Raw genomic sequence first — 20992 nt, forward strand, 5'->3', positions numbered from 1 at the left:
TCCGGGTGATCTGCGTGCTGGGCCTCAACGATGGCGACTTCCCCCGCCGCGATCCGGAGTTGCCGGCCAGCGGCCGGCACTACCAAAAACCCCGGCAATGCCGGGGTTTTTTCGTTCCATCTGCGCAGCGATCAGGCCTTGATGGTGGCCATGTCGATCACGAAGCGGTAGCGCACATCGTTCTTCGCCATGCGTTCCCAGGCTTCGTTCACGTCCTTGATGTTGATCACTTCAACATCGCTGACGATGCCGTGTTCGGCACAGAAATCCATCATTTCCTGGGTTTCGGCCATGCCGCCGATGGCCGAGCCGGTGACGTGTCTGCGGCCGAAGATCACGCTGGCGCCCATCAGCGGCGGGTCCAGTTCGGTCAGCACGCCGACCAGGCACATGGTGGCATCGCGCTTGAGCAGGCCCATGTACGGGTTGGTGTCATGGCTGACCGGCACCGTGTTGAGCAGGAAGTCGAAGCTGTTGGCATGCGCCTTCATCTGCGCGGGATCGCGCGAGACCAGCACTTCATCGGCGCCCAGGCGCTTGGCGTCGGCACCCTTTTCCGGGGTGGTGGTGATCATCACCACGGTGGCGCCCATCGCCTTGGCGAACTTCACGCCCATGTGGCCGAGGCCGCCCAGGCCGATCACGCCGACCTTCTGGCCCGGGCCGACCTTCCAGTGGCGCAGCGGCGAGTAGGTGGTGATGCCAGCGCACAGCAGCGGTGCGGCGGCCTTCAGGTCCAGCTTCTCAGAAACCTTCACCACGAAGCGCTGCTCGACCACGATGTGATTGGAGTAGCCGCCCATGGTCAGCTCGCCGGTGCTGCGGTCGCGGCTGTTGTAGGTGTAGGTCGGGCCCTTTTCGCAGTACTGCTCCAGGTCGTGGTCGCAGGCATCGCAGTGGCGGCAGGAATCGACCATGCAGCCGACGCCTGCGAAATCGCCCACTTTCAGGGCGGTGACGGACGGGCCGACTTCGACCACGCGGCCGATGATCTCGTGGCCCGGCACCATCGGGTACTCGGCGCCGCCCCAGTCGTCGCGGGCCTGGTGCAGGTCGGAATGGCAGATGCCGCTGTACAGCACTTCGATGCGGATGTCGTTGGCGCCGACGGCGCGGCGTTCGAAGGTGAAGGGCTCAAGCGGGGCGGTATTGGTGCGTACCGCATAACCATGGGCGAGGGACATGGAGAATCCTTGGCGGGGTTTGTCGAAAGGCGTTTTACAATACGCCCCTCGTACCGGCCTACAAAGACCGGATATCGGCACGATTCATCAAGGCAGACTGCACAATGGCCGCTGACAATCTCTCCCATCTTGCAGCCTTTGCCGCAGTCGCCCGGCACCGCAGCTTCCGCAAGGCCGGGGGCGAGCTGACCCTGTCGACCTCGGCGGTGAGCTATGCGATCCGTGCGCTGGAAGAGCGGCTGGGCGTGGGCGTCTTCCACCGTACCACCCGCAGCGTGGCGCTGACCGAGGCTGGGCAGCGCCTGCTGGACCGGCTGCAGCCGGCATTGGGCCAGCTGCATGACGCGCTGGAAGAGATGAACCAGTTCAGAGGCAGCCCGACCGGCCTGCTGCGCATCAATGCGGCCCGCGCGGCGGTGCCGACCCAGCTTGGCCCGCGGCTGACCCGGTTCCTGCGCGCGCATCCGGATGTGCGCCTGGAGCTGACCGAGAACGACGGCCTGGTGGACATCGTCGCCGAGGGCTTCGATGCCGGCGTGCGCCTGCACGAGTTCGTGCCCGAGGACATGGTGGCGGTGCCGCTGGGGCCGGCGCTGCACGGCATGATCGTGGCCTCGCCGGAATATCTGCGCCAGCATCCGGCACCGCAGCACCCGCGTGATCTGCTGCAGCACGAATGCATCCGCTTCCGCTTCGCCAGCGGCCACCTGTACAAGTGGCAGTTCGACCGCGATGGGCAGTCGCTGGAAATCGACGTGCGCGGTCGTCTGACCCTGAGCGAGCAGACCACCATCATGCGCGCCGTGCTGGATGGATTCGGCCTGGCCTACGTGCTGGAGGATGCCGCGCGTCCGCACATCGAGGCCGGCACGATGGTGGCGGTGCTGCAGGACTGGAGCGAGCCGTTTCCCGGCTTCGTGCTGTATTACCCGAAGCAGCGGCAGATGGCCTCGGCGCTGCGCGCGTTCGTGGACATGCTGCGCGAGTGATGCCGTGCCGACCAACGGTCGGCACCCACCCGGATCAGGCAGGTAGATCCACGCCACCCACGTTCGGCAGTAGATCCACGCCATGCGTGGATGACTGGCCCCGATCACTCCACCAGCGCGTCATACCCCAGCCCGACAAACTGGATCAGGCAGAACCCATGGCCGAACGGATCGGCCAGCACGGCCAGGCGTCCCCAGCGCCGTTCGCTCACCGGCTGTTCGATCTCCGCACCTGCGGCCACCGCGCGTGACAGCGCGACGTTGATGTCTTCCACCACCCAGTCCAGGTGCAGCGGCGTCCAGTGGCGCTCGAAATCGCGCACGTCGCCCTCGTCGGTGGCGGCGCTGCCGTCGTCGCTCTGCAGCAGATACAGCGGCGTGGGGCCGCCAAGCAGTTCCACCGCGCCATCCCCCAGCCTTCGGCCGACGCGCAGGCCGAAGGCTGCAACGTAGAACGCCTCGGCAGCGGCCAGGTCGGGCACATCGATGTTGACGATGAAGGTGCGGGCAGGGGAGTCCATGGCAGGGGTCTGCGGCGGCCGGTTGCACGCAGTCTAGACCGGCTGCCGCAGGCTGCGGGTTCATCTGTCACCTGGATTCAGGCAAGGTAGACAGCTGCTTTCGACAGGGATCTTCATGAGCACGCTTACCGATATCGAACAGGCCACCGGCCAGGCCTTCCCCCCGCTGTTCCACACGTTGTCTGCCGGTGAGCAGCTGCAGTGGGGCGCGCTGGGCTGGGAGGGTTTCCAGCAGCAGTCCGCGCAACTGCGCGCGCAGCCGCCATTGCTGCTGTTTGCCGATGAGTTCGAGCCGATCGGCCGCGACGAACTGCAGCAGGCATGGGAAGACCTGACCGCCGAGGATCACTACAACCCGCTGCGCGAAGACCTGCAATTGCTGCCGTTCGCGCGCAGCGGCGCGGGCGACGCGTATTGCTTCTGGACCAATGCGCCGGGTTTCAGTGAGCCGCCCGTGCTGCTGGTGCGGCACGACGATGATCGCGCCGACATCCTGGCGGCCAACCTGCAGGACTTCGTCTTCCGCAAGATGGTGGAAGCGGTGGTGGAGCTGCAGACGCAGTACTCGATGCTGGGCAAGGACACGTTGGCCGAGGATCTGCAGGCGTGGCTGGGCACGCACCGCGCGTGGCTGCGGGCCGACCAGGTGGCGGCGCTGGAAGCCTTGTTCGCGCGCACCGACGAGATCGTTGAAGGGCGGATCAGCGAGGACGAGGGACAAGCGCTGCTGAAGCAGGTGATCGGCTTCCCGAGGCTGGACGAATCGTTCGCCTACGTGCGCGAGGGCGCTTGAAGGCATGGGGTTGGATCCACGCGCAGCGCGGCTCTGACCCCATGCTTGATCAGCTGGTGACGGGGTAATCCAGATACCCCTCACGGTCGCCGCCGTAGTAGGTGGCGCGATCCGGTGCTGCCAGCGCGATGTCCTGCTGCAGGCGCTCGACCAGATCCGGGTTGGCGATGAACGGCTGGCCGAAGGCACTGATGTCGATGGTACCTTCCTCGACCTGGCGCAGGGCGTACCGCGCAGCGCGGAGGAACTGCGGCAGCACCGCAGCATCGTCGGCTACCGGCATGGCCAGTCGGTGGCGTGGCGGGTGGGCGCGGACGGCGACGGCGGCACCTTCATTCCCCCGCCCACCCACCAGCTGAACGACGGGGACGCGGTGATCGACGGCGCGCTGGCCGGGCTGGGCATCTGCCAGATGCCGATGTCGCTGGTGCGCCCACACCTGCAGTCGGGCGCGCTGCGGTCGGTGCTGGATGACAGCATGCAACGGCATATCGAGATCCATGCGCTGTGGCCTCCGAACACGGCATCTGCGCCCGACGGTGCGCTTCGTGGTGGATGAGCTGACCCGCGTGGGGGCGGAAGGCGCGTTCGATTGAGATTCGTTGATCGCCCTGTATACTATCCCCCAGTATAGTTCCGAAGGTGGCCCGCGATGCCGCACTCCCCCGAAGAGAAGAAGAAGGTCCTGGCCCGCGTGCGCCGCATCCGCGGCCAGTGCGATGCGCTGGACCGCGCGCTGGAAGCCGGCGCCGACTGCGGGCCGGTGCTGCAGCAGATCGCGGCCATCCGTGGCGCAGTCAACGGGCTGATGTCCGAGGTGATGGAAGCCCATCTGCGCGAGGAATTCGGCCAGCCGGCCACCTCCGACGAACAACGCGCCGAACGCGTGCGCGAGATGAGCGGGCTGATCCGCTCGTACCTGAAATGAACAACGGCGCCGCATCGCGCCGCCCATCCTGTCAATGCCTGTCCTTGGAGAACCCGCCATGAAATCCCGTGCCGCCGTCGCCTTTGGTCCCGGCCAGCCGCTGCAGATCGTCGAGATCGACGTCGCCCCGCCCAGGGCTGGCGAAGTGCTGGTCAAGATCACCCACACCGGTGTGTGCCACACCGATGCGTTCACCTTGTCCGGCGATGATCCGGAAGGCCTGTTCCCGGTGGTGCTGGGCCATGAAGGCGCCGGCATCGTGGTGGACGTGGGCGAGGGCGTGACCAGCGTCAAGCCGGGCGACCATGTGATTCCGCTGTACACCGCCGAGTGTGGCGAGTGCCTGTTCTGCAAGAGCGGCAAGACCAACCTGTGCGTGTCGGTGCGTGCCACCCAGGGCAAGGGCGTGATGCCCGACGGCACCAGCCGCTTCAGCTATAACGGCGAACCGATCTACCACTACATGGGCTGCTCGACCTTCAGCGAATACACCGTGGTGGCCGAGGTGTCGCTGGCGAAGATCAATCCGGAAGCAAACCCGGAACACGTCTGCCTGCTCGGCTGCGGCGTGACCACCGGCATCGGCGCGGTGCACAACACCGCCAAGGTGCAGGAAGGCGACAGCGTGGCCGTGTTCGGCCTGGGCGGCATCGGCCTGGCCGTCATCCAGGGTGCGCGCCAGGCCAAGGCCGGCCGCATCATCGCGGTGGACACCAACCCGGCCAAGTTCGAACTGGCCCGCGAATTCGGCGCCACCGACTGCATCAACCCGAAGGACTTCGACAAGCCGATCCAGCAGGTCATCGTTGAAATGACCACCTGGGGCGTGGACCACAGCTTCGAGTGCATCGGCAACACCAGCGTGATGCGTGCAGCGCTGGAATGCGCGCACCGTGGCTGGGGCCAGAGCGTGGTGATCGGCGTGGCCGGTGCCGGCCAGGAAATCTCCACCCGCCCGTTCCAGCTGGTCACCGGCCGCAAGTGGATGGGCACCGCCTTCGGCGGCGTGAAGGGCCGCAGCCAGCTGCCGGGCATGGTGGAAGACGCGATGAAGGGCGATATCGAGCTGGCGCCGTTCGTGACCCACACCATGGACCTGGACAAGATCAACGAAGCCTTCGACCTGATGCATGAAGGCAAGTCGATCCGCTCGGTCGTCCACTACTGAATCACGCCAGGCGGCAGGCCGCGTGCCTGCCGCCGCTGGGAGCACTCCATGGAACGCATCGAACACCGCGCCTGTTTCGGCGGCTGGCAGGACGTCTACCGCCATCATTCGACCACGCTGGGCTGCGGCATGCAGTTCGCCGTGTACCTGCCGCCGCAGGCGGCCACGCAGACGCTGCCGGTGCTGTACTGGCTGAGCGGGCTGACCTGTACCGAGCAGAACGTCATCACCAAGGCCGGCGCGCAGCGTTACGCGGCCGAACATGGGGTGATCCTGGTGGCGCCGGACACCAGCCCCCGCGGCGATGACGTGGCCGACGCCGAAGGCTACGACCTGGGCAAGGGCGCGGGGTTCTACCTCAACGCCACCGAACAGCCGTGGGCGAAGCACTACCGCATGCACGACTACGTGGTGCACGAACTGCCGGCGCTGATCGAAGCGAACTTCCCGGCCAGCGATGCGCGGGCGATCAGTGGTCATTCGATGGGCGGCCACGGTGCGTTGGTGCTGGCGCTTCGTAATCCGGGGCGCTACCGCAGCGTGTCCGCGTTCTCGCCGATCGTGGCGCCCAGCCAGGTGCCGTGGGGCCAGAAGGCATTGACTGCCTACCTGGGCGACAACCCGGCCAACTGGGCAGCATGGGATGCGTGCGCGCTGGTGGCCAATGCCAGCGAGCGCCTGCCGCTGCTGGTCGATCAGGGTGATGCCGATGAGTTCCTGCAGACTCAACTGCAGCCCGAACGCCTGCAGCAGGCCTGCGAGGCCGTCGGCCACCCGCTGACCCTGCGCCTGCAACCGGGTTACGACCACAGCTATTACTTCATCGCCACCTTCATCGGTGAGCACATCGCTCACCATGTCCGCGCGCTGAAGGCGTAAGTGTAGAGCCGAGCCCACGCTCGGCTGGGCAGCAGAGCAGCCGAGCGTGGGCTCGGCTCTACGGGAGCCGCAGTCGGGCAGGCTCGACGCTACGGCGGCCAGCCGCCACGCATGGCGTGGCGCTACCGGTCGTCGTCTTCTTCCGCTGCTTCCCGGCCCTGCTGGCGGATAAGCGCTTCTTCGCGCGCATCGTTGATGGCGTGGCGCACGCCGTCCAGGTCGATGGTGGATTCATCATGCACGAAGGTGCCGGTCAGTTCGCTGTCCGGCAGCAGGTCGCCGGCCTCGAACAGCGCCCACATTTCCTCGCCATACCAGGTGTCCAGCAGTTCGGGTGCGAAACGGCCCAGATAGGCGGTGAGATTGTTGACGTCGCGCAGCAGCATGCTGCGGGCGGCATTGTTGCCGCCGGCACTGACCACCTGCGGGAAATCGATCACCACCGGGCCATCCGGGCCAACCAGCACGTTGTACGGTGAAAGATCGCCGTGGATCAGGCCGCAGCACAGCATGCGCACCACCTGGCGTACCAGAGTCTGGTGAAACTCGCGGGCCTGGTCGGCATCCAGCGCCACTTCGCCCAGCCGGGCGGCGGAAAAGCCCTCCGCATCGGTCACCAGTTCCATCAACAGCACGCCGTGGTGGTAGCCGTGCGGCTCCGGCACGCGCACACCTGCGTCGCGCAGTTGGTACAGCGCGTCTACCTCGGTGTTCTTCCAAGCCGTTTCCTGCTGCCTGCGGCCGTACTTGCTGGACTTGCCGATGGCACGCGCCTCGCGGCTGCCGCGCACCTTGCGGCCTTCCTGGTACTGCACGCGCTGCTGGAAGCTTCGCTGGGCCATGTCCTTGTAGACCTTGGCGCAGCGCACCTCGTTGCCGCTGCGTACCACGTACACGGCTGCTTCCTTGCCGCTCTTGAGCGGGCGTAGCACTTCATCGATCACGCCGTCGTCGATCAGCGCGCGCAGTCCTTCGGGGGTTTTCACGGAATATGGGGGAGGCGGCCGGCGCGGCTGCGTATGTCTGGGCGGGAGAGGGATTCTCGCATCTTCAGGCCGCGCCTGCCCCGCCGCACCCATTTTCCGCGTTTTCTGCAGAGGATCACGCCGCGCGTGCGGTCTGGCGCGCTATGGTGCCCGCATATGGCCTTGCGGATGGGGGTAGTGCATGCCGGGGGTGCTGGCACTGCTGTACGTACTCTGCCACGGGCTGGTCGTGGCGATGTGGCCGGGGACGGCCGGTGGCGGGTCATTCGTGTTCCTGACCGCCGCACCGCTGATCGCGGCGGCCGCCTGCCTGTGGCGTGGCCAGCGCGACCGCGCCGCACTGGGCTGGCGGGCCACCGCGCTGGCGCTGCTGCTGTGGGCGGGGGGCATGGGCTTCAACATGGTGGACGCGCTCATCGCCGGGCGGGCCAACATCACCCCCAGCGTCAGCCTGCTGCTGTACGTGCTGTACGGTGTGCCGCTGGTGTTCATCCTGGCCCGCGCGCGCCGCGAGCGCTGGACCATCAGCCTTATCGATGGCGTGATGGCTGCCCTGCTGGGCGTGCTGTTCTTCGTGCACACGCAGTCCTTCGCCGACCGCATCGACATCGATGACCAGGCGATGGCCAACATGCAGCACATGTTCGACATCCAGAACCTGTGCATCGCCGTGTTCGCCATGGTGCGCTGGCTGGCCGGCGATGTGCCGGAGCGGCGCGTGTTCTTCCGTGCTCTGGCGCTGTATGCGCTGGGCTATCTGCTGGTGGCGTTCTACATCAACCACTACACGGCCGAACAATCCTTCGGGGCCTACAACGACCTGTTGATCGACCTGCCGTTCCTGCTGCTGGCGCTGCTCGCCCTGCGCCAGGCGCCGGCGCCGGGCTTCGTGCTGCACCCGCGGCTGTCGCGGCTGGTGCAGGCCGGCGGGCCGATCATCCTGCCGCTGCTGCTGCTGGTGGTGGGCACGCTGGTGGTGGACCATGCGCGACCGCTGGCAGTGGCCGGGTTCGTGGTGGCCACGCTGGGCTTCGGCCTGCGCAGTACGCTGCTGCAGACCGATCTGCTGGAACGCCAGGTGGGGCTGGACCAGCTGGCGCGCCAGGATGGCCTGACCGGGGTGGCCAACCGGCGGCAGTTCGACACCGTGCTGCAGGCCGAGTGGAACCGCGCCCGCCGCAGTGGCACCGAACTGGCCTTGCTGCTGGTGGACATCGACCACTTCAAGGCGTTCAACGACCAGCATGGCCATCCTGCCGGCGACCGCTGCCTGCGTGCAGTGGCAGCGGTGCTGCAGGCCACCGCCGGGCGCGCGGCCGACAGCGTGGCCCGCTATGGTGGCGAGGAGTTCGCGGTGATCGTGCCGGGCAGCCCGTTGTCGGGGGTGCTGGCGCTGGCCGAGCGGCTGCGCCAGGCAGTGGAGGCGCTGAACCTGCCCGAAGGCCCGGTGAGCATCAGCATCGGCGTGGCCTACCTGCACCCGCCGGCCACTGCCAGCGCCGACCAGCTGCTGGCCGATGCGGATGCCGGGCTGTATGCCGCCAAGCGTGCCGGCCGCAACCAGGTGACCCTGCATGCCCGCGTGCTGGACGACGAGAGTGGCGAGGAAGGCGTGATCGATTGTTGAGGCGGACGCGTCCCCGGTAGCGCCGGGCCATGCCCGGCGGATGCCTCAACGCACGTCGCGCAGTTCCCAGTGGTGGCCGGCCAGCAGGCGCAGGCGCTGCTTGAACACGTCGCTGTCGATGCGGGTGGTAGCCACCAGGTTGATGCGCAGGTCCTTCTGCTCGCCGGTCACGGTGGCGTCCGGGTCGGTCACGCCCCACTGCGGTTCCACCGCATCCGGGTCGGCCTGCTTGGCCTTCCAGCGCTCGAACAGCGTGCCGCTGCGCAGGGCGTCCTGCAGCTCCTCGGCGAAGCCGCCGGCACTCTGCGAATGGAAGGACAGGTCAGGGTCGTTGCCACGGGCCTTGGACGGGTCGGGCAGGCTGATGTGGTACTGCGCAGGCATGGTTCGTCTCCTTGGGGTGCGGCAAGGCTGGCACAACGGCAGTGCAATGCTTGTGTACGCCAGAACGGCTTATTCGAAGCGATGCGGCCCGTCGGCAAAGCCGATCGTCACCGCGCCCTTGCCGACGTTGACCATGCCGGTCAGGCTCATCACCGACTCGTACACAGCCACGCCGTGGCTGGCGCACAGGTCCTTCATCGCGGCATAGCCGGGCAGGGCGCGCAGTTCTTCCAGGTCGCCGCCATAGCTGACGCACACGGTGGGGGTCATCAGGCCACTGCGCACGCGCTGGCCGACAACGCCGAACAGCTTCTGCACGGCGTTGTCGAAGCCCTTGATCTTGGCCACCGGCCCGGTCTCGCCCTTGTAGCCATGCAGCACCGGTTTGATGTCCAGCGCACTGCCCAGTGCGGCGCTGAGCAGGCCGACGCTGCGGTCGCCTTTGTGGCGGGCGCGGGCGCGCATGTAGTACAGGTCGCGGGTGACCATGTAGCCGTGCACGTTGCCGGCCAGTTCCTCAAGCCGCTCGCGGATCTGCTGCACGCTGGCGCCGCTGTCACGCAGGCGTACGGCCTCCACGGCGGTCACCGCCTGCGCGGCGAACAGGTTCTGGGTATCGAGCACACGCAGCGCGAACGGCGAGTTGTAGCCCGCCGCCTGGCGCACCGGCTTGTAGTCGTTGAGGATGGCGAAGCTGGCCTGCAGCGCGTTGTCGTGGATCGGACTGCGCGTCCTGGTGATGGTCATGCAGAACACGTGGTCGTAGTCGATCACCAATTGCTGCAGGAACAGATCGCGGATCTGGTTGACGTTGAAGGGGATGGTCTCCGCTTCGGCACCGTGCTCGGCCACATGGGCGTGCAGGAAACTGAGGGTCGCCTGCTCGTCACGGTGGTCGGCCAGCACCGCTTCGCCTATCCGCACTGTGATCGGCAGCAGCACGATGTTGTGCGCGGCAATGAAATCCTGCGGCAGATCGCAGGCCGAATCGACGACGATTCCGATGCGCATCCGGCTCCCCCTCCAGGGCGGTTGTAGGTTCGGAATGTGAAAGCTATCGCAAAAACATCCGGGGCGCGCGAGGGAATCGCGCCACTGCCTGTTCAGCGATTGCGCTGCACCGCCACTGGAAGCGTTACCACAGCCTGCCAGTCCGGGCGCTGCAGCAGGCCCGGATCGTCCAGAACGGCGGTCATCATCGGATGGGCATCGTTGCCCCAGAACAGTTCGCCATCGATCGACAGGGGTGGTACGCCGAAGATGCCGGCGTCGATGGCGGCCTCGGTATTGCGGCGCAGCTGTTCCTTTACCGCCGCTTCGGCGCAGGCGGCCTGCACGTCGTTGATGCCCAGCCGCGCCGCCGGTGTGCGCAAGGCCTCGGCGCTGTCACCGGCATTGCCCTCGCGCCAGATCCAGTCGAACAGCACATCCACCGCCTGTGCGCTGGCACCGGCGGCCAGGCACAGCCGCAGCGCGGCCAGCGGGTTGAATGGATGGCCGGGCGGGAACCGCAGCGGCGTGCCTTCGGCCTGCGCGGTCCACAGCAGCTGGCGGTAGATGAAACGCCGCTTGGCCGGAATCTCGGCCGGGCCGAGGTTGCCCAGATGGTGCAGCACCGCGCCCAAGGCGATCGGCACTGGCTGGATGGACGCAGACTGCGGCAGCTGCTTTACCTTCTGCCAATGCAGGTACGAGTAGGGCGAGACGAAATCGAAATACCAGCGCAGGGTCGGCATGGGCGGATTCCTTGGAACGATCAGGGCTGGGCGTTGCGTTGCAGGTAACGGTCGCGCAGTTCGGTCTGGCGCGAGCGCATCGGCATGGCGCGGCCACCCAGCCAGACCTGTTCGGCATAGTGGGCCACGTCCAGCGGGTCGCCCTCCCACAGCACCAGGTCGGCGCGCTTGCCCGGTTCGATGGTGCCGATCTGGTCGGCCACGCCCAGCACCTGGGCGGGCACGCGGGTCAGACCGGCCAGGCCATCGGCCCAGGGCAGGCCATTGGCCACTGCGTTGCCGGCCAGCTGGCGCATCTTGCGCGCGTTGTGCGAGGCGTCATCGCGCTGGGCGAAGGACACGGCCACCCCCGCATGTTGCAGGCGCGCAGCGTTTTCCAGGGTGGCGCCAATCTGGTCGAAGCTGGTGGGCAGATTGCCCAGGGCATCGACGAACACCGGCACCTGCGCGGCTGCCAGGTCGGCGGCCATCTGCCAGGCTTCGGCGCCGCCGGCGATGGCGATCTTCACCTTCTCGCGTGCGGCCCAGCGCAGCAGCTGGCGGATGTCGGCGGCACGGTCCACTTCCACCACGATGCGGCCCTGGCCCGCCAGATAACGGGCCAGCGTGCGGCGGCCGGCGGGCGTCAGCAGTGCATGCGGCGAATCGGCCGGGACCTGGCCGCGCGCTTCGTCCACCATCTGCTGCAGCAGCATCCACTGCGCCGCGCGCGACTGCCCGGTCAGTTCCGAGGCGGCCGCGCCCAGGCGCAGGAACAGCGCGCGCGGGCCGATCGGGTCGGCACTGCCATCCAGACGCATCACCCCGCCTTGGCCGGCCACGAAGCCACCGCCGGTGGCGGCCCCCAGCGCGGTGAAGCCGATGCCGTCCAGGCGTGCCACCGGAATCAACACCGAGGCCGGGTTGTAGGCCAGGGTGACGTCGAATTCCGGGCGCAGCGGCTGTTCGCCGAGCTTCAGCGTGCTGTCCACCGTGCTCGATTCGCCGGAGACTTCCTCGATGCCGATCTCGGTGATGCCACCGAACAGGGCAGGCGTCAGCGGGCGGCCGTTGGCCTCCACCACGGGCACCCCGGCCGGTGCGGCCAGGCCAGGACCCACCGCGCGGATCAGACCGCCCTGCACCAGCACGTCGGCGTTATGCAGGCTGCCGCGCGCGCTGGCGGTATGCACCGTGGCGTTGCGCACCAGCAGGTCCTGCGCCGATGCCGTTCCCGCGATGCTTGCCAGCACCACGACGGTAGCGCCGAGCCATGCTCGGCGGCGCTTCCTGGCGGGCCTCGCCCTCTGCGTGGAACGGGCCATCAATGCACCTCCTGGCCGAGCTGGAAGTCCGAACGCGGCATCGCTGCCGGCGCGCCGCGGTCATACAACCGCCGCCCATCGACGAACACCTGTTCGGCCAGCGCATACGAACTGAAGGGGTTGCCGTTCCACACCACCACATCGGCCATCTTGCCGGCTTCCAGGGTGCCGGTCTGGGCCTCGATGCCCAGTGCTTTGGCGGCGTTGGCGGTCATCCACGCAATGGCATGTTCCGGGGCGATGTCCGGCATGCGCGCGCGGCGTGCCGCAGCCATCACTTTGGCCGCCTCCTGGTTCAGGCGCTGGATGCCCTCGGGTGAGTCGGAATGGACGATGGCGCAGCTGTTCTTCGGCCGGTCCACCAGCGCGATGTTTTCGGCGATGCCATCGAACGCTTCCATCTTGAAGCCCCACCAGTCGGCCCACAGCGCGCCGCAGACGCCGTCGGCAGCCAGCCGGTCGGCCAGCTTGTAGGCTTCCACGCCGTGGTGGAAGGCGGCCACCTTGAAGCCGAATTCCTTGGCCAGGTCGAGCATGGTGGCCATCTCGTCGGCGCGGTAGCAGTGGATGTGCACGCGGATGTCGCCCTGGATGGCGCCGGCCAGCGTGTCCAGCTTGAGGTCGCGCTTGCCGCCGGCATCACCGGCGCTGTCGCCCTTGTCGCTGCCGAACCAGCCCTTGCGCTTGGCCGGCTTCGGGCTGTTCTTGGCGATGTAGTCGGCCGCATCAATGAAGGCGGCGCGGTAGCCGGCCACGTTGCCCATGCGCGTGGCCGGCGCAGTGCCCTTGCCACCGTAGACGCGCTTGGGGTTCTCGCCGCAGGCCATCTTCAGCCCCCACGGCGCACCGGGGAATTTCATTGCCTGGTAGGTGGTGGCCGGCACGTTCTTCAGCACCACACCACGACCGCCCACCAGGTTGGCCGAGCCGGGCAGCACCTGCATGCTGGTCACGCCGCCGGCCAGCGCGGCGGTGAAGCCGGGGTCCTGCGGCCACACCGAGTGTTCGGCCCAGACGTTGGCGGTGACCGGCGCGGTCATCTCGTTGCCGTCACTGTGCGCGCTGACGCCCGGGCTGGGGTACACCCCCAGGTGCGAATGCACGTCGATCAGCCCCGGGGTGACCCACTTGCCCTGCGCGTCGATGCGGGTGATGCCGGCATCGGCCTGCAGCTGCGGGCCGACGGCGACGATGCGGCCGTCGCGCAGCAGCACATCGGCATGCTCCAGACGCTGGCCGGTGCCGGTCAGCACGGTCGCGTTCTGGATCAGTACCGGGCCATCGGGATGAGCCTGGTATGTGCTGGGGTAGGGGTCGGCGACGAAGCGCGAGGCGCCCACCGCCGGCACCGTGCTCAATAAGGCCAGCGCCAGGCCGAGGCCGGCGCGCAACAACGTGGATTGCATGCAGTTTCCCCTTGTGCAGCGCATGAATCCACCGACGCTATCCGGCACCAGGGGCGGTTGCCAAGTGACCTTGGGCAGGGGGCGGGTGTAGGAGTTTTCCTATACATAAGATGTGAACAAAGTATTAAGTTTTGGTGACGCCTGCTGCTGGCAAGCGAGCAGTGCGTGGTTTTTCGCTACTGGCAGCGCGGTGCCCCGATGCACACGTGGCATAAAAATTTCCCATGGAATCAAGGATGTATCTTTAGATGACTGTTTCGAAGTCGCACCGTACCGCCTCCGTGCGCCGTTCCTTCCTGCCTTCGCCGCTGGCCTCGGCCATCGTCGGCTCGCTGCTGCTGGCCGCCTCGCTGCCGGCCCTGGCCCAGGACAACAGCGACGCACTGTCGCGCTACCAGTTCCAGCGCAGCCTGCAGGCCGCCTTTGCCGCGCCCTCGCTGGTCACCACCACCGCCATCCCGTCGCGTGGGTTCGCCACGACCGCTGACGCCGCCGCTGAGCCGGTCATGGGCCAGGCCGGTGATGCCGCCAGCTGGCGCAGCACCGAGTTCAACAACGACTGGGGCCTGGGCGCGATCAATGCCGACGCCGCCTATGCGCGCGGCCTGACCGGCAAGGGCATCCGCCTGGGCGTGTTCGACAGTGGCAGCGGTCTGGATCACGACGAGTTCGCGGGCAAGGACAACCGCAGCATCCATATCGCCGATCTGCTGGAAGACGGCAGCCTGTGCACCAATACCGGCTTCATCGCCGGCCCGGGTGCCTGCTTCAGCAGCGACGGCGACGACGTGTCGATCGAGTACACCGCCTTCGACCCCAGCGTCCCGCAGAACATCCGCGACATCATCATTTCCGACCCGCGCTACGTGCAGCCGGGCATCTACTTCCAGACCCACGGCACCCACGTGGCCGGCACCATTGCCGCCAACCGTGATGGCAACGGCACCCATGGCGTCGCCTTTGGTGCCGATCTGAGCGCGGCCAAGCTGTTCTTCAACAGCGCGCAGGTGTGGGCGCGTACCGCCGCTGGCTACCAGGTCGTCTCCGTTGGCGGCGTGGGCCCGGACAGCACGGCGTTCGAAAGCATGTATGCGCAGATGAACGAGCAGGGCGTGCGTGCACTCAACCACAGCTGGGGCCTGAGCAACGAACCGACGACCGTGGAAGACGTCGACGGCCTGTACGAATACAACATGGATTACCTGGACATCTTCGCCGAGGGATCGCGCAGCAATGGCATGATCCAGGTGTGGGCTGCAGGCAACAACCAGGTCTACGCCGATGAGGCCGAAGACGCGCCGATCGCCGGCATCTACGCCACCCTGCCGCGCGCCTTCGCCGATATCGAGCCGTACTGGCTGAGCGTGGTGAACGTGCGCGAAGAGGCACCGGGCGCCTATGTGCTGGACAGCTCGTCCAACCGCTGCGGCTTGAGCGCCAACTGGTGCCTGGCCGCACCGGGTACCGACATCCTGTCCACCGTCTACGGCAGCGATTCGGCGCTTGACGCGCAACTGGTGGACGGTGGCAACGGCAACGTGTTGCTGGAGGTGCTGGAGCGCGTGCCGACCTACAGCTACGACTGGATGACCGGTACCTCAATGGCTGCCCCGCACGTCACCGGCGCGCTGGGCCTGCTGTTCGAACGCTTCCCATACCTGGACAGCGCGCAGGTGCGTGACGTGCTGCTGACCACCGCCACCGACCTCGGTGCCGAGGGCGTGGACGATGTCTACGGCTGGGGCCTGATGAACCTGGCCAAGGCGGTCGAGGGCTACGGCTCGCTGCGCGTGGATACCGACGTGGTGATGAACCAGAAGGCCGGCGGCCTGAAGGTGTGGGAAGGCGATGCGTGGGACGACTGGACCAATGACATCGGCGGTCCGGGCAAGCTGACCAAAAGCGGCATCGGCTGGCTGCGCCTGAGTGGTGACAACAGCTTCAACGGCGCGGTGGTGCGCGAGGGCGTGCTGGAACTGGATGGCGTCAACGCGCTGACCAGCGCCGTTGAAGTGAACGGCGGCAGCCTGCTGCTGAACGGCACGCTGGAACGTACGGCGCTGAACGCCAGCGGTGGTGTCAGCTTCGTCACCTCCACCGGCGTGCTCGACCGCTCTGATCTGAACGTGTCCGGCGGCGTGGTGTCCTTCAACGGCGTGCAGACCGGCGGCCAGACCTTCGTCGGTGCCAAGGGCACGCTGAAGGGCGTGGGCCAGCTGGGCGACACCACCGTGGCCGGCATCCTGGCCCCGGGCAACTCGATCGGTACGCTGACCATCGACGGCAACTACGTGCAGACCGCCACGGGCGTCTACCAGGCCGAACTGGCCCCGGGCAGCCGCAGCGACCTGCTGCACGTCACCGGCACCGCCACCCTCGGCGGCACCCTGGTGGCACTGCCGGAAGCGGGTACCTACTACCTGGGTGAGCAGTTCAACTTCCTGCAGGCCGATGGCGGCGTGAGCGGCCAGTTCGCCAACACCGACTTCAGCGCGTTCTCGCCCTTCATGAAGTTCAGCCTGGTCTACGGCGCTGCCGGCGCCCAGATCGAAGTGGCACGCGGCAATGCACTGGCCACCGCCGCCACCACCCCCAACCAGCTGGCCGTGGCCGGCGTGGCCGACACCCTGGCGGTGGGCCAGGGCCTGCCGCGCCCGCTGACCCTGCTGTTCCCGGAACAGGTGGGTGCGGCGCTGGACGGCCTGAGCGGTGAGCTGCATGCCGCTACCGCAGCAGCGCTGGTGGAAAGCAGCCGCAGCGTGCGTGATGCCGCACTGTCGCGTCGTGCCGGTGCGGCCGCACCGGGTGCCAGCGATGCCGACGCCACCGGTGTCTGGGTGCAGGCCATCGGCGGCAGCACCACCCTGGACGGCAACGCCAATGCCGCCCGCACCGAGGCCGACAACAACGGCCTGCTGGTCGGCGTGGACCGCGAGTTCGGCGGCTGGCAGGTGGGCGTGCTGGCCGGTACCGGCCGCACTGACCTGAAGCAGCAGGGCCGTCGCGCGCGCTCGAAGATCGACAATACCCACTTCGGCGCCTACGCCAGCCACACCTGGGGCGGTTTCGGCCTGCGTGGTGGCCTGGCGTTGAGCAACCACGAGGTGGATAGCACGCGCGAACTGGCGTTCTCCGGCTACAGCGACACGCTGACCGCCCGCTATGACGCCCGCACCCGCCAGGCCTTCATCGAAGCGGGCTACCGCATCGGCGGCCGCGAGGCCGGCCTGGAGCCGTACCTGCAGGTGGCCCGCGTGGAAGTGGATACCAAACACATCAACGAGCGTGGTGGTGTCGCCGCCCTGCAGGGCCGCGTCGACGATGCGCGTACCACCGTCGCCACGGCGGGTGTGCGCTTCGACAAGGGTCTGAAGGCCTCGTTCCAGCAGGACAGCTGGCTGCATGTGCAGGGTGCGGTGGGCTACCGCCGCGCCAGTGGCGACCGTGACCCATCGGCGACGCTGGCTTTCGCAAGTGGCAGCGACGCGTTCGTGGTCAGCGGTGCGCCGATCGCCGACAGTGCGGTGGTGGCCGAGCTGGGCCTGTCGGCCTGGCTGAGCGAGCGCCAGCAGCTGGAACTGGGCTACAGCGGCCAGTACGGCGACGACAGCCGTGACCACGGTGCCAACCTGCGCTGGTCGGTGCGTTTCTAAGCAGAACCGATTCCATCGGGAATCCCCAGGAGGGCGGCCGCCGGGCCGCCCTTCTTCGTTGCCGGTCCTGGTACCGGGCGGCGGGCACGCGCCTACAATGGCTGCCCCACGCCACCGCGGATGCGCCATGAAGAGCAAGCAGGAAATCGTCGACAACTGGCTGCCGCGTTACACCGGCGTCCCGCTGGACCAGTTCGGCGAGCACATCCTGCTGACCAATTTCGGCGGCTACCTGCATACCTTTGCCGAACTGACCGGGGCGCCCATCGTCGGCCTGGACCGGCCGATGGCCAGTGCCACCTTCGACGGCATCACCCTGATCAACTTCGGCATGGGCAGCCCCAATGCCGCCATCATCATGGACCTGCTGTCAGCGGTGACGCCCAAGGCCGTGCTGTTCCTGGGCAAGTGCGGTGGGCTCAAGCGCAAGAACCAGCTGGGCGACCTGGTGCTGCCGATCGCCGCCATCCGCGGCGAGGGTACCTCCGGGGATTACCTGCCGCCGGAAGTGCCGGCGCTGCCCGCCTTTGCCCTGCAGCGGGCGGTGTCGACGATGATCCGCGACCTCGGCCACGATTACTGGACCGGTACGGTCTATACGACCAACCGTCGGGTCTGGGAGCACGACGAGGCCTTCAAGGAGCGGCTCCGGGCGATGCGCTGCATGGCCATCGACATGGAAACGGCCACGGTGTTCGCCGCCGGCTTCGCCAACCACATCCCCAGCGGCGCGCTGCTGCTGGTGTCCGACCAGCCGATGATCCCCGACGGGGTCAAGACCGAGGCATCCGATGCCAAGGTCAGCTCCCAGTTCGTGGAAAACCATATCCAGATCGGCATCGAGGCGCTTAAGCTTATCCGGCGCAACGGCAAGTCGGTCCGCCACCTGCGCTTTGACGAATGATGATGATGGCCTGGCGCGGCGCGCCGGCCCTGGGGAGCAGGTGATGGACGTTGCCGCGCAAGTGGTGGAATTCTGGAACGAGGCGGGCCCGGCGAAGTGGTTCGCCCGCGACGACGCGTTCGACGCGCGGTTCCGCGAGCGGTTCCTGGATGAGCATTTCGCCGCTGCCGCGCGCGCGCGCGAACACTGGCTGGGCAGCGCCGAGGGCGCGCTGGCGTTGATGCTGCTGCTGGACCAGTTCCCGCGCAACTGCTTCCGTGGCACCGCCCATTCCTACGCCACCGATGGCCTGGCCCGGCATTACGCCATGCGCGCCATCGAAGAAGGCCTGGACCTGCAGCTGGTGCCCAAGCTGCGCGCCTTCATCTACCTGCCGTTCGAGCATTCCGAAGATCCGTTCGACCAGGACCGTTCGGTAGCCATGTTCGACGTGCTGGGCGACAAGGAATACCTGGAGTACGCCGAAGTGCACCGCGACATCATCCGCCGCTTCGGCCGTTTCCCGCACCGCAACGCGGTGCTCGGGCGCATTCCCAGCCCGGAAGAACTGGACTACCTGGCCGAAGGCGGCTTCGCCGGCTAGAAAAAAGGGGACGGAGGGGATTAAGTCGTTTGTGCCACAAACGACTTAATCCCCTCCGTCCCCTTTTTTGTGCCGATCAGTACTTCGGCACGCCGTTGTCCACCTCGTCCGACCAGGCGTCGATGCCGCCGGTGACGTTGAACACCTTGGTGAAGCCCAGGGTGCGGAACTGCTCGGCGGCCTGTGCGCTGCGGCCACCGTGGTGGCACAGGAAGGCCAGCGGGGTGTCCTTGGGCAGGCCCTCCAGCTCGGCACGGCCATTGCCGTCGAAGCTCCTGAACGGCACGCCGACCGCGGCAATGGCGCGCTCGTCGGCCGGACGCACGTCGACCAGGGTCACGTTGCCGGCACGCACCAGATCATCGGCGTCACGCACGCTGATTTCCTGCACCGGCTTGGGCGCGTTCGGGTTGTCGATGGCCAGCCCCTTGCCGCGGATGTCATCGACCCAGTCGATGGTGATGCCGTCGGCGCGGCGTGCGCTGGACAGGTCGAACTGCACGCGCAGGCCGTTGGATTCGGCGGCGATCGCGCTGTCGTCATGCGGGGCCAGCTGGAAGTTCGGCTGGAAGCGCGCATCGATGGTCAGCTGCAGCGACGCACCGGGAGCATCGGCCAGCGCGCCCTTCAGCATTTCCACGGCGGCCGGGGTGACGGTGATGCGCGGCGGGGTACGGTCCGGCGCGGCCAGGCCGAGCACGCTGCTCAGTTCGCCGCTGGCGGCCATCTGCAGGATGATGTCGCTGCCGCCGACCAGTTCGCCGTCGATGTACAGCTGCGGGATGGTCGGCCAGTCGCCGTAGGCCTTGATGCCTTCGCGGATTTCCTGGTCTGCCAGCACGTTGACGTGGGCGAAGTCCACGCCCAGGTCCTGCAGGGCGCCCACGGCCTTGGCCGAGAAGCCGCACTGCGGCATCGATGGCTGGCCCTTCATGAACAGCACGACGCGGTTGGCGTTGAGGAGGGATTCGATGCGCGAACGCAGGGCAGGATCGAGGGACATGGAGGTCATGGGTCCGTAAATTCGAATCACCCATTCTACGCCCCATGTCATCATGGGGCATGACCAGCGCAGCAACATTGCATCGCATCCCGACCCGGCCGTGGCGCTGGTTGCCTTGGCTGGTGGCGTCGCAGCTGGCGGTGATCCTGGTGTGGACGCTGGCCGGCTGGCAGTGGGGGCTGCCGCTGATGGTGGCCAGCCACGCGTTGTTCCTGGTGCCGGTGTTTCTGCCCAACAGCCGCTTCTACACCCCGGTGCTGGACCGCCTGCCCGATGCGGGCGACAGCGTCTGGCTGACCATCGACGATGGCCCCAGCGAGGACACGCAGGCGCTGCTGGATCTGCTGGACCGGCACCAGGCGAGGGCGACGTTCTTCCTGGTGGGCGAGCGCGCAGTGTCGCAGCCAGCGCTGGTGAAGGAGATCCTGCGCCGTGGCCACGATCTGGGCAACCACAGCCACACCCACCCGCAGACCCGTTTCTGGCGGCTGGGCCCGGCGGCCATGCGTGCCGAGATCGAAGGCTGCCACCAGGCGCTGGAAGCGGTCAGTGGCCGCCCCGTGCGCTGGTACCGTTCGGTGGTGGGCATGACCAACCCCTTCGTGGCGCCGGTACTGGCCACACTGGGCCTGGTGCGGGTGGGCTGGAGCGCGCGCGGCTATGACGGCGTGGGCTGTACACCTGATGGCGTGATGGCGCGCCTGCTGCCCGGCCTGCGCCCTGGCGCCATCGTGCTGCTGCATGAAGGGGCGGCACATGGCCACAACCTGGCCATCATCCAGCGCGTGTTGCAGGTGCTGGACGAGCGCGGCCTGAAGGCGCGGCTGCCGGCCGGATGACCGGTAACGCCGGGCCTGGATCGTCTGTAGCGCCCGAGCCGATGCCCGTGCGGCGGCGCGATGCGCCGTAAAGGCAGCCGAGCACGGGCTCGGCTCTACACGTCA

Annotated in this window: 20 protein-coding genes and 1 pseudogene; 11 read left to right on the forward strand and 10 right to left on the reverse strand. The window is 67.5% G+C overall.

The annotated features are described in order from the left end of the window. Positions 1 to 131: 131 nt before the first annotated feature. Complete coding sequence (locus ACQKDV_RS09655; RefSeq protein ID WP_427783542.1) at positions 132 to 1184, reverse strand: NAD(P)-dependent alcohol dehydrogenase; 1053 nt, start codon at positions 1182 to 1184, stop codon at positions 132 to 134. 104 nt (positions 1185 to 1288) lie between these two features. On the opposite strand from ACQKDV_RS09655, the gene ACQKDV_RS09660 reads away from it, so the two are divergent. Further along, positions 1289 to 2173 (forward strand): LysR family transcriptional regulator, encoded by an 885-nt coding sequence (locus ACQKDV_RS09660; protein ID WP_427783543.1) that lies wholly within the window; start codon positions 1289 to 1291, stop codon positions 2171 to 2173. A 104-nt stretch (positions 2174 to 2277) separates the two neighbouring features. Here ACQKDV_RS09660 and ACQKDV_RS09665 read toward each other — a convergent pair whose 3' ends face one another. Next, positions 2278 to 2694, reverse strand: coding sequence for a VOC family protein (locus ACQKDV_RS09665; protein ID WP_427783544.1), 417 nt, complete (start codon positions 2692 to 2694; stop codon positions 2278 to 2280). A gap of 115 nt (positions 2695 to 2809) precedes the next feature. Here ACQKDV_RS09665 and ACQKDV_RS09670 point away from each other — a divergent pair, with 115 nt between their 5' ends. Further along, a complete protein-coding gene (locus tag ACQKDV_RS09670) occupies positions 2810 to 3487 on the forward strand; it encodes an SMI1/KNR4 family protein (protein WP_427783545.1) in 678 nt (225 codons plus the stop codon). A gap of 49 nt (positions 3488 to 3536) precedes the next feature. Here ACQKDV_RS09670 and ACQKDV_RS09675 read toward each other — a convergent pair. Then, positions 3537 to 3713 (reverse strand): annotated as a pseudogene (locus ACQKDV_RS09675) (alkene reductase); the annotation flags it as partial. A 39-nt stretch (positions 3714 to 3752) separates the two neighbouring features. On the opposite strand from ACQKDV_RS09675, the gene ACQKDV_RS09680 reads away from it, so the two are divergent. From ACQKDV_RS09680 to fghA, 4 genes are all read left to right on the forward strand, one after another. Continuing rightward, positions 3753 to 4046 (forward strand): LysR substrate-binding domain-containing protein, encoded by a 294-nt coding sequence (locus ACQKDV_RS09680; protein ID WP_427783562.1) that lies wholly within the window; start codon positions 3753 to 3755, stop codon positions 4044 to 4046. A 93-nt stretch (positions 4047 to 4139) separates the two neighbouring features. Then, on the forward strand, positions 4140 to 4415 hold the full coding sequence (locus ACQKDV_RS09685; RefSeq protein ID WP_079223297.1) for a metal/formaldehyde-sensitive transcriptional repressor: 276 nt from the start codon (positions 4140 to 4142) through the stop codon (positions 4413 to 4415). 58 nt (positions 4416 to 4473) lie between these two features. Next, positions 4474 to 5583, forward strand: a complete 1110-nt coding sequence (locus tag ACQKDV_RS09690; protein ID WP_427783546.1) for an S-(hydroxymethyl)glutathione dehydrogenase/class III alcohol dehydrogenase — start codon at positions 4474 to 4476, stop codon at positions 5581 to 5583. A 48-nt stretch (positions 5584 to 5631) separates the two neighbouring features. After that, a complete protein-coding gene (gene fghA / locus ACQKDV_RS09695) occupies positions 5632 to 6462 on the forward strand; it encodes an S-formylglutathione hydrolase (RefSeq protein ID WP_427783547.1) in 831 nt (276 codons plus the stop codon). Positions 6463 to 6584: 122 nt separating this feature from the next. On the opposite strand, the gene ACQKDV_RS09700 is transcribed toward fghA, so the two are convergent. Beyond that, a complete protein-coding gene (locus tag ACQKDV_RS09700) occupies positions 6585 to 7448 on the reverse strand; it encodes a PA4780 family RIO1-like protein kinase (RefSeq protein ID WP_427783548.1) in 864 nt (287 codons plus the stop codon). Between the two features lie 181 nt (positions 7449 to 7629). Between ACQKDV_RS09700 and ACQKDV_RS09705 the strand changes: the two genes are divergently transcribed. Further along, positions 7630 to 9075: a diguanylate cyclase gene (locus ACQKDV_RS09705; RefSeq protein WP_427783549.1), complete on the forward strand. Its 1446-nt coding sequence runs from the start codon at positions 7630 to 7632 to the stop codon at positions 9073 to 9075. Between the two features lie 45 nt (positions 9076 to 9120). Here the strand turns inward: ACQKDV_RS09705 and ACQKDV_RS09710 are convergent, their stop codons facing one another. From ACQKDV_RS09710 to ACQKDV_RS09730, 5 genes are all read right to left on the reverse strand, one after another. Beyond that, a complete protein-coding gene (locus ACQKDV_RS09710; protein ID WP_324809724.1) occupies positions 9121 to 9459 on the reverse strand; it encodes a hypothetical protein in 339 nt (112 codons plus the stop codon). Positions 9460 to 9528: 69 nt separating this feature from the next. Further along, positions 9529 to 10470: a DegV family protein gene (locus ACQKDV_RS09715; RefSeq protein WP_427783550.1), complete on the reverse strand. Its 942-nt coding sequence runs from the start codon at positions 10468 to 10470 to the stop codon at positions 9529 to 9531. A gap of 92 nt (positions 10471 to 10562) precedes the next feature. After that, positions 10563 to 11195, reverse strand: coding sequence for a 2-hydroxychromene-2-carboxylate isomerase (locus ACQKDV_RS09720; RefSeq protein WP_427783551.1), 633 nt, complete (start codon positions 11193 to 11195; stop codon positions 10563 to 10565). A 20-nt stretch (positions 11196 to 11215) separates the two neighbouring features. Further along, positions 11216 to 12499: an amidohydrolase family protein gene (locus tag ACQKDV_RS09725; RefSeq protein ID WP_427783552.1), complete on the reverse strand. Its 1284-nt coding sequence runs from the start codon at positions 12497 to 12499 to the stop codon at positions 11216 to 11218. Beyond that, positions 12499 to 13905, reverse strand: a complete 1407-nt coding sequence (locus ACQKDV_RS09730; protein WP_427783553.1) for an amidohydrolase — start codon at positions 13903 to 13905, stop codon at positions 12499 to 12501. Before ACQKDV_RS09730 ends, ACQKDV_RS09725 begins: the two co-directional genes overlap by 1 nt. Before the next feature lie 248 nt (positions 13906 to 14153). On the opposite strand from ACQKDV_RS09730, the gene ACQKDV_RS09735 reads away from it, so the two are divergent. The 3 genes from ACQKDV_RS09735 (at position 14154) to ACQKDV_RS09745 (ending at position 19045) form a co-directional block, all read left to right on the forward strand. Then, complete coding sequence (locus tag ACQKDV_RS09735; protein WP_427783554.1) at positions 14154 to 17558, forward strand: autotransporter domain-containing protein; 3405 nt, start codon at positions 14154 to 14156, stop codon at positions 17556 to 17558. A 127-nt stretch (positions 17559 to 17685) separates the two neighbouring features. Further along, the gene (locus ACQKDV_RS09740; protein WP_427783555.1) at positions 17686 to 18462 is read left to right on the forward strand and encodes an AMP nucleosidase; all 777 of its coding nucleotides are present in this window, start codon (positions 17686 to 17688) and stop codon (positions 18460 to 18462) included. 43 nt (positions 18463 to 18505) lie between these two features. Further along, positions 18506 to 19045, forward strand: coding sequence for a DUF924 family protein (locus ACQKDV_RS09745; RefSeq protein ID WP_427783556.1), 540 nt, complete (start codon positions 18506 to 18508; stop codon positions 19043 to 19045). A 76-nt stretch (positions 19046 to 19121) separates the two neighbouring features. On the opposite strand, the gene grxD is transcribed toward ACQKDV_RS09745, so the two are convergent. Beyond that, positions 19122 to 20048, reverse strand: coding sequence for a Grx4 family monothiol glutaredoxin (gene grxD, locus ACQKDV_RS09750; protein WP_427783557.1), 927 nt, complete (start codon positions 20046 to 20048; stop codon positions 19122 to 19124). Positions 20049 to 20107: 59 nt separating this feature from the next. Here grxD and ACQKDV_RS09755 point away from each other — a divergent pair, with 59 nt between their 5' ends. Further along, on the forward strand, positions 20108 to 20887 hold the full coding sequence (locus ACQKDV_RS09755; protein WP_427783558.1) for a polysaccharide deacetylase family protein: 780 nt from the start codon (positions 20108 to 20110) through the stop codon (positions 20885 to 20887). Positions 20888 to 20992 lie beyond the last annotated feature (105 nt).

Origin of the sequence: Stenotrophomonas sp. NPDC077659 (genome assembly GCF_050268705.1) — a bacterium.
Classification (GTDB): domain Bacteria; phylum Pseudomonadota; class Gammaproteobacteria; order Xanthomonadales; family Xanthomonadaceae; genus Stenotrophomonas.

Coding starts and splice junctions, on each gene's coding strand:
- ACQKDV_RS09655 (WP_427783542.1), bottom strand. CDS start 1,184: ATGTCCCTCGCCCATGGTTATGCGGTACGCACCAATACCGCCCCGCTT.
- ACQKDV_RS09660 (WP_427783543.1), top strand. CDS start 1,289: ATGGCCGCTGACAATCTCTCCCATCTTGCAGCCTTTGCCGCAGTCGCC.
- ACQKDV_RS09665 (WP_427783544.1), bottom strand. CDS start 2,694: ATGGACTCCCCTGCCCGCACCTTCATCGTCAACATCGATGTGCCCGAC.
- ACQKDV_RS09670 (WP_427783545.1), top strand. CDS start 2,810: ATGAGCACGCTTACCGATATCGAACAGGCCACCGGCCAGGCCTTCCCC.
- ACQKDV_RS09685 (WP_079223297.1), top strand. CDS start 4,140: ATGCCGCACTCCCCCGAAGAGAAGAAGAAGGTCCTGGCCCGCGTGCGC.
- ACQKDV_RS09690 (WP_427783546.1), top strand. CDS start 4,474: ATGAAATCCCGTGCCGCCGTCGCCTTTGGTCCCGGCCAGCCGCTGCAG.
- fghA (WP_427783547.1), top strand. CDS start 5,632: ATGGAACGCATCGAACACCGCGCCTGTTTCGGCGGCTGGCAGGACGTC.
- ACQKDV_RS09705 (WP_427783549.1), top strand. CDS start 7,630: ATGCCGGGGGTGCTGGCACTGCTGTACGTACTCTGCCACGGGCTGGTC.
- ACQKDV_RS09710 (WP_324809724.1), bottom strand. CDS start 9,459: ATGCCTGCGCAGTACCACATCAGCCTGCCCGACCCGTCCAAGGCCCGT.
- ACQKDV_RS09715 (WP_427783550.1), bottom strand. CDS start 10,470: ATGCGCATCGGAATCGTCGTCGATTCGGCCTGCGATCTGCCGCAGGAT.
- ACQKDV_RS09720 (WP_427783551.1), bottom strand. CDS start 11,195: ATGCCGACCCTGCGCTGGTATTTCGATTTCGTCTCGCCCTACTCGTAC.
- ACQKDV_RS09725 (WP_427783552.1), bottom strand. CDS start 12,499: ATGGCCCGTTCCACGCAGAGGGCGAGGCCCGCCAGGAAGCGCCGCCGA.
- ACQKDV_RS09730 (WP_427783553.1), bottom strand. CDS start 13,905: ATGCAATCCACGTTGTTGCGCGCCGGCCTCGGCCTGGCGCTGGCCTTA.
- ACQKDV_RS09735 (WP_427783554.1), top strand. CDS start 14,154: ATGACTGTTTCGAAGTCGCACCGTACCGCCTCCGTGCGCCGTTCCTTC.
- ACQKDV_RS09740 (WP_427783555.1), top strand. CDS start 17,686: ATGAAGAGCAAGCAGGAAATCGTCGACAACTGGCTGCCGCGTTACACC.
- ACQKDV_RS09745 (WP_427783556.1), top strand. CDS start 18,506: ATGGACGTTGCCGCGCAAGTGGTGGAATTCTGGAACGAGGCGGGCCCG.
- grxD (WP_427783557.1), bottom strand. CDS start 20,048: ATGTCCCTCGATCCTGCCCTGCGTTCGCGCATCGAATCCCTCCTCAAC.
- ACQKDV_RS09755 (WP_427783558.1), top strand. CDS start 20,108: ATGACCAGCGCAGCAACATTGCATCGCATCCCGACCCGGCCGTGGCGC.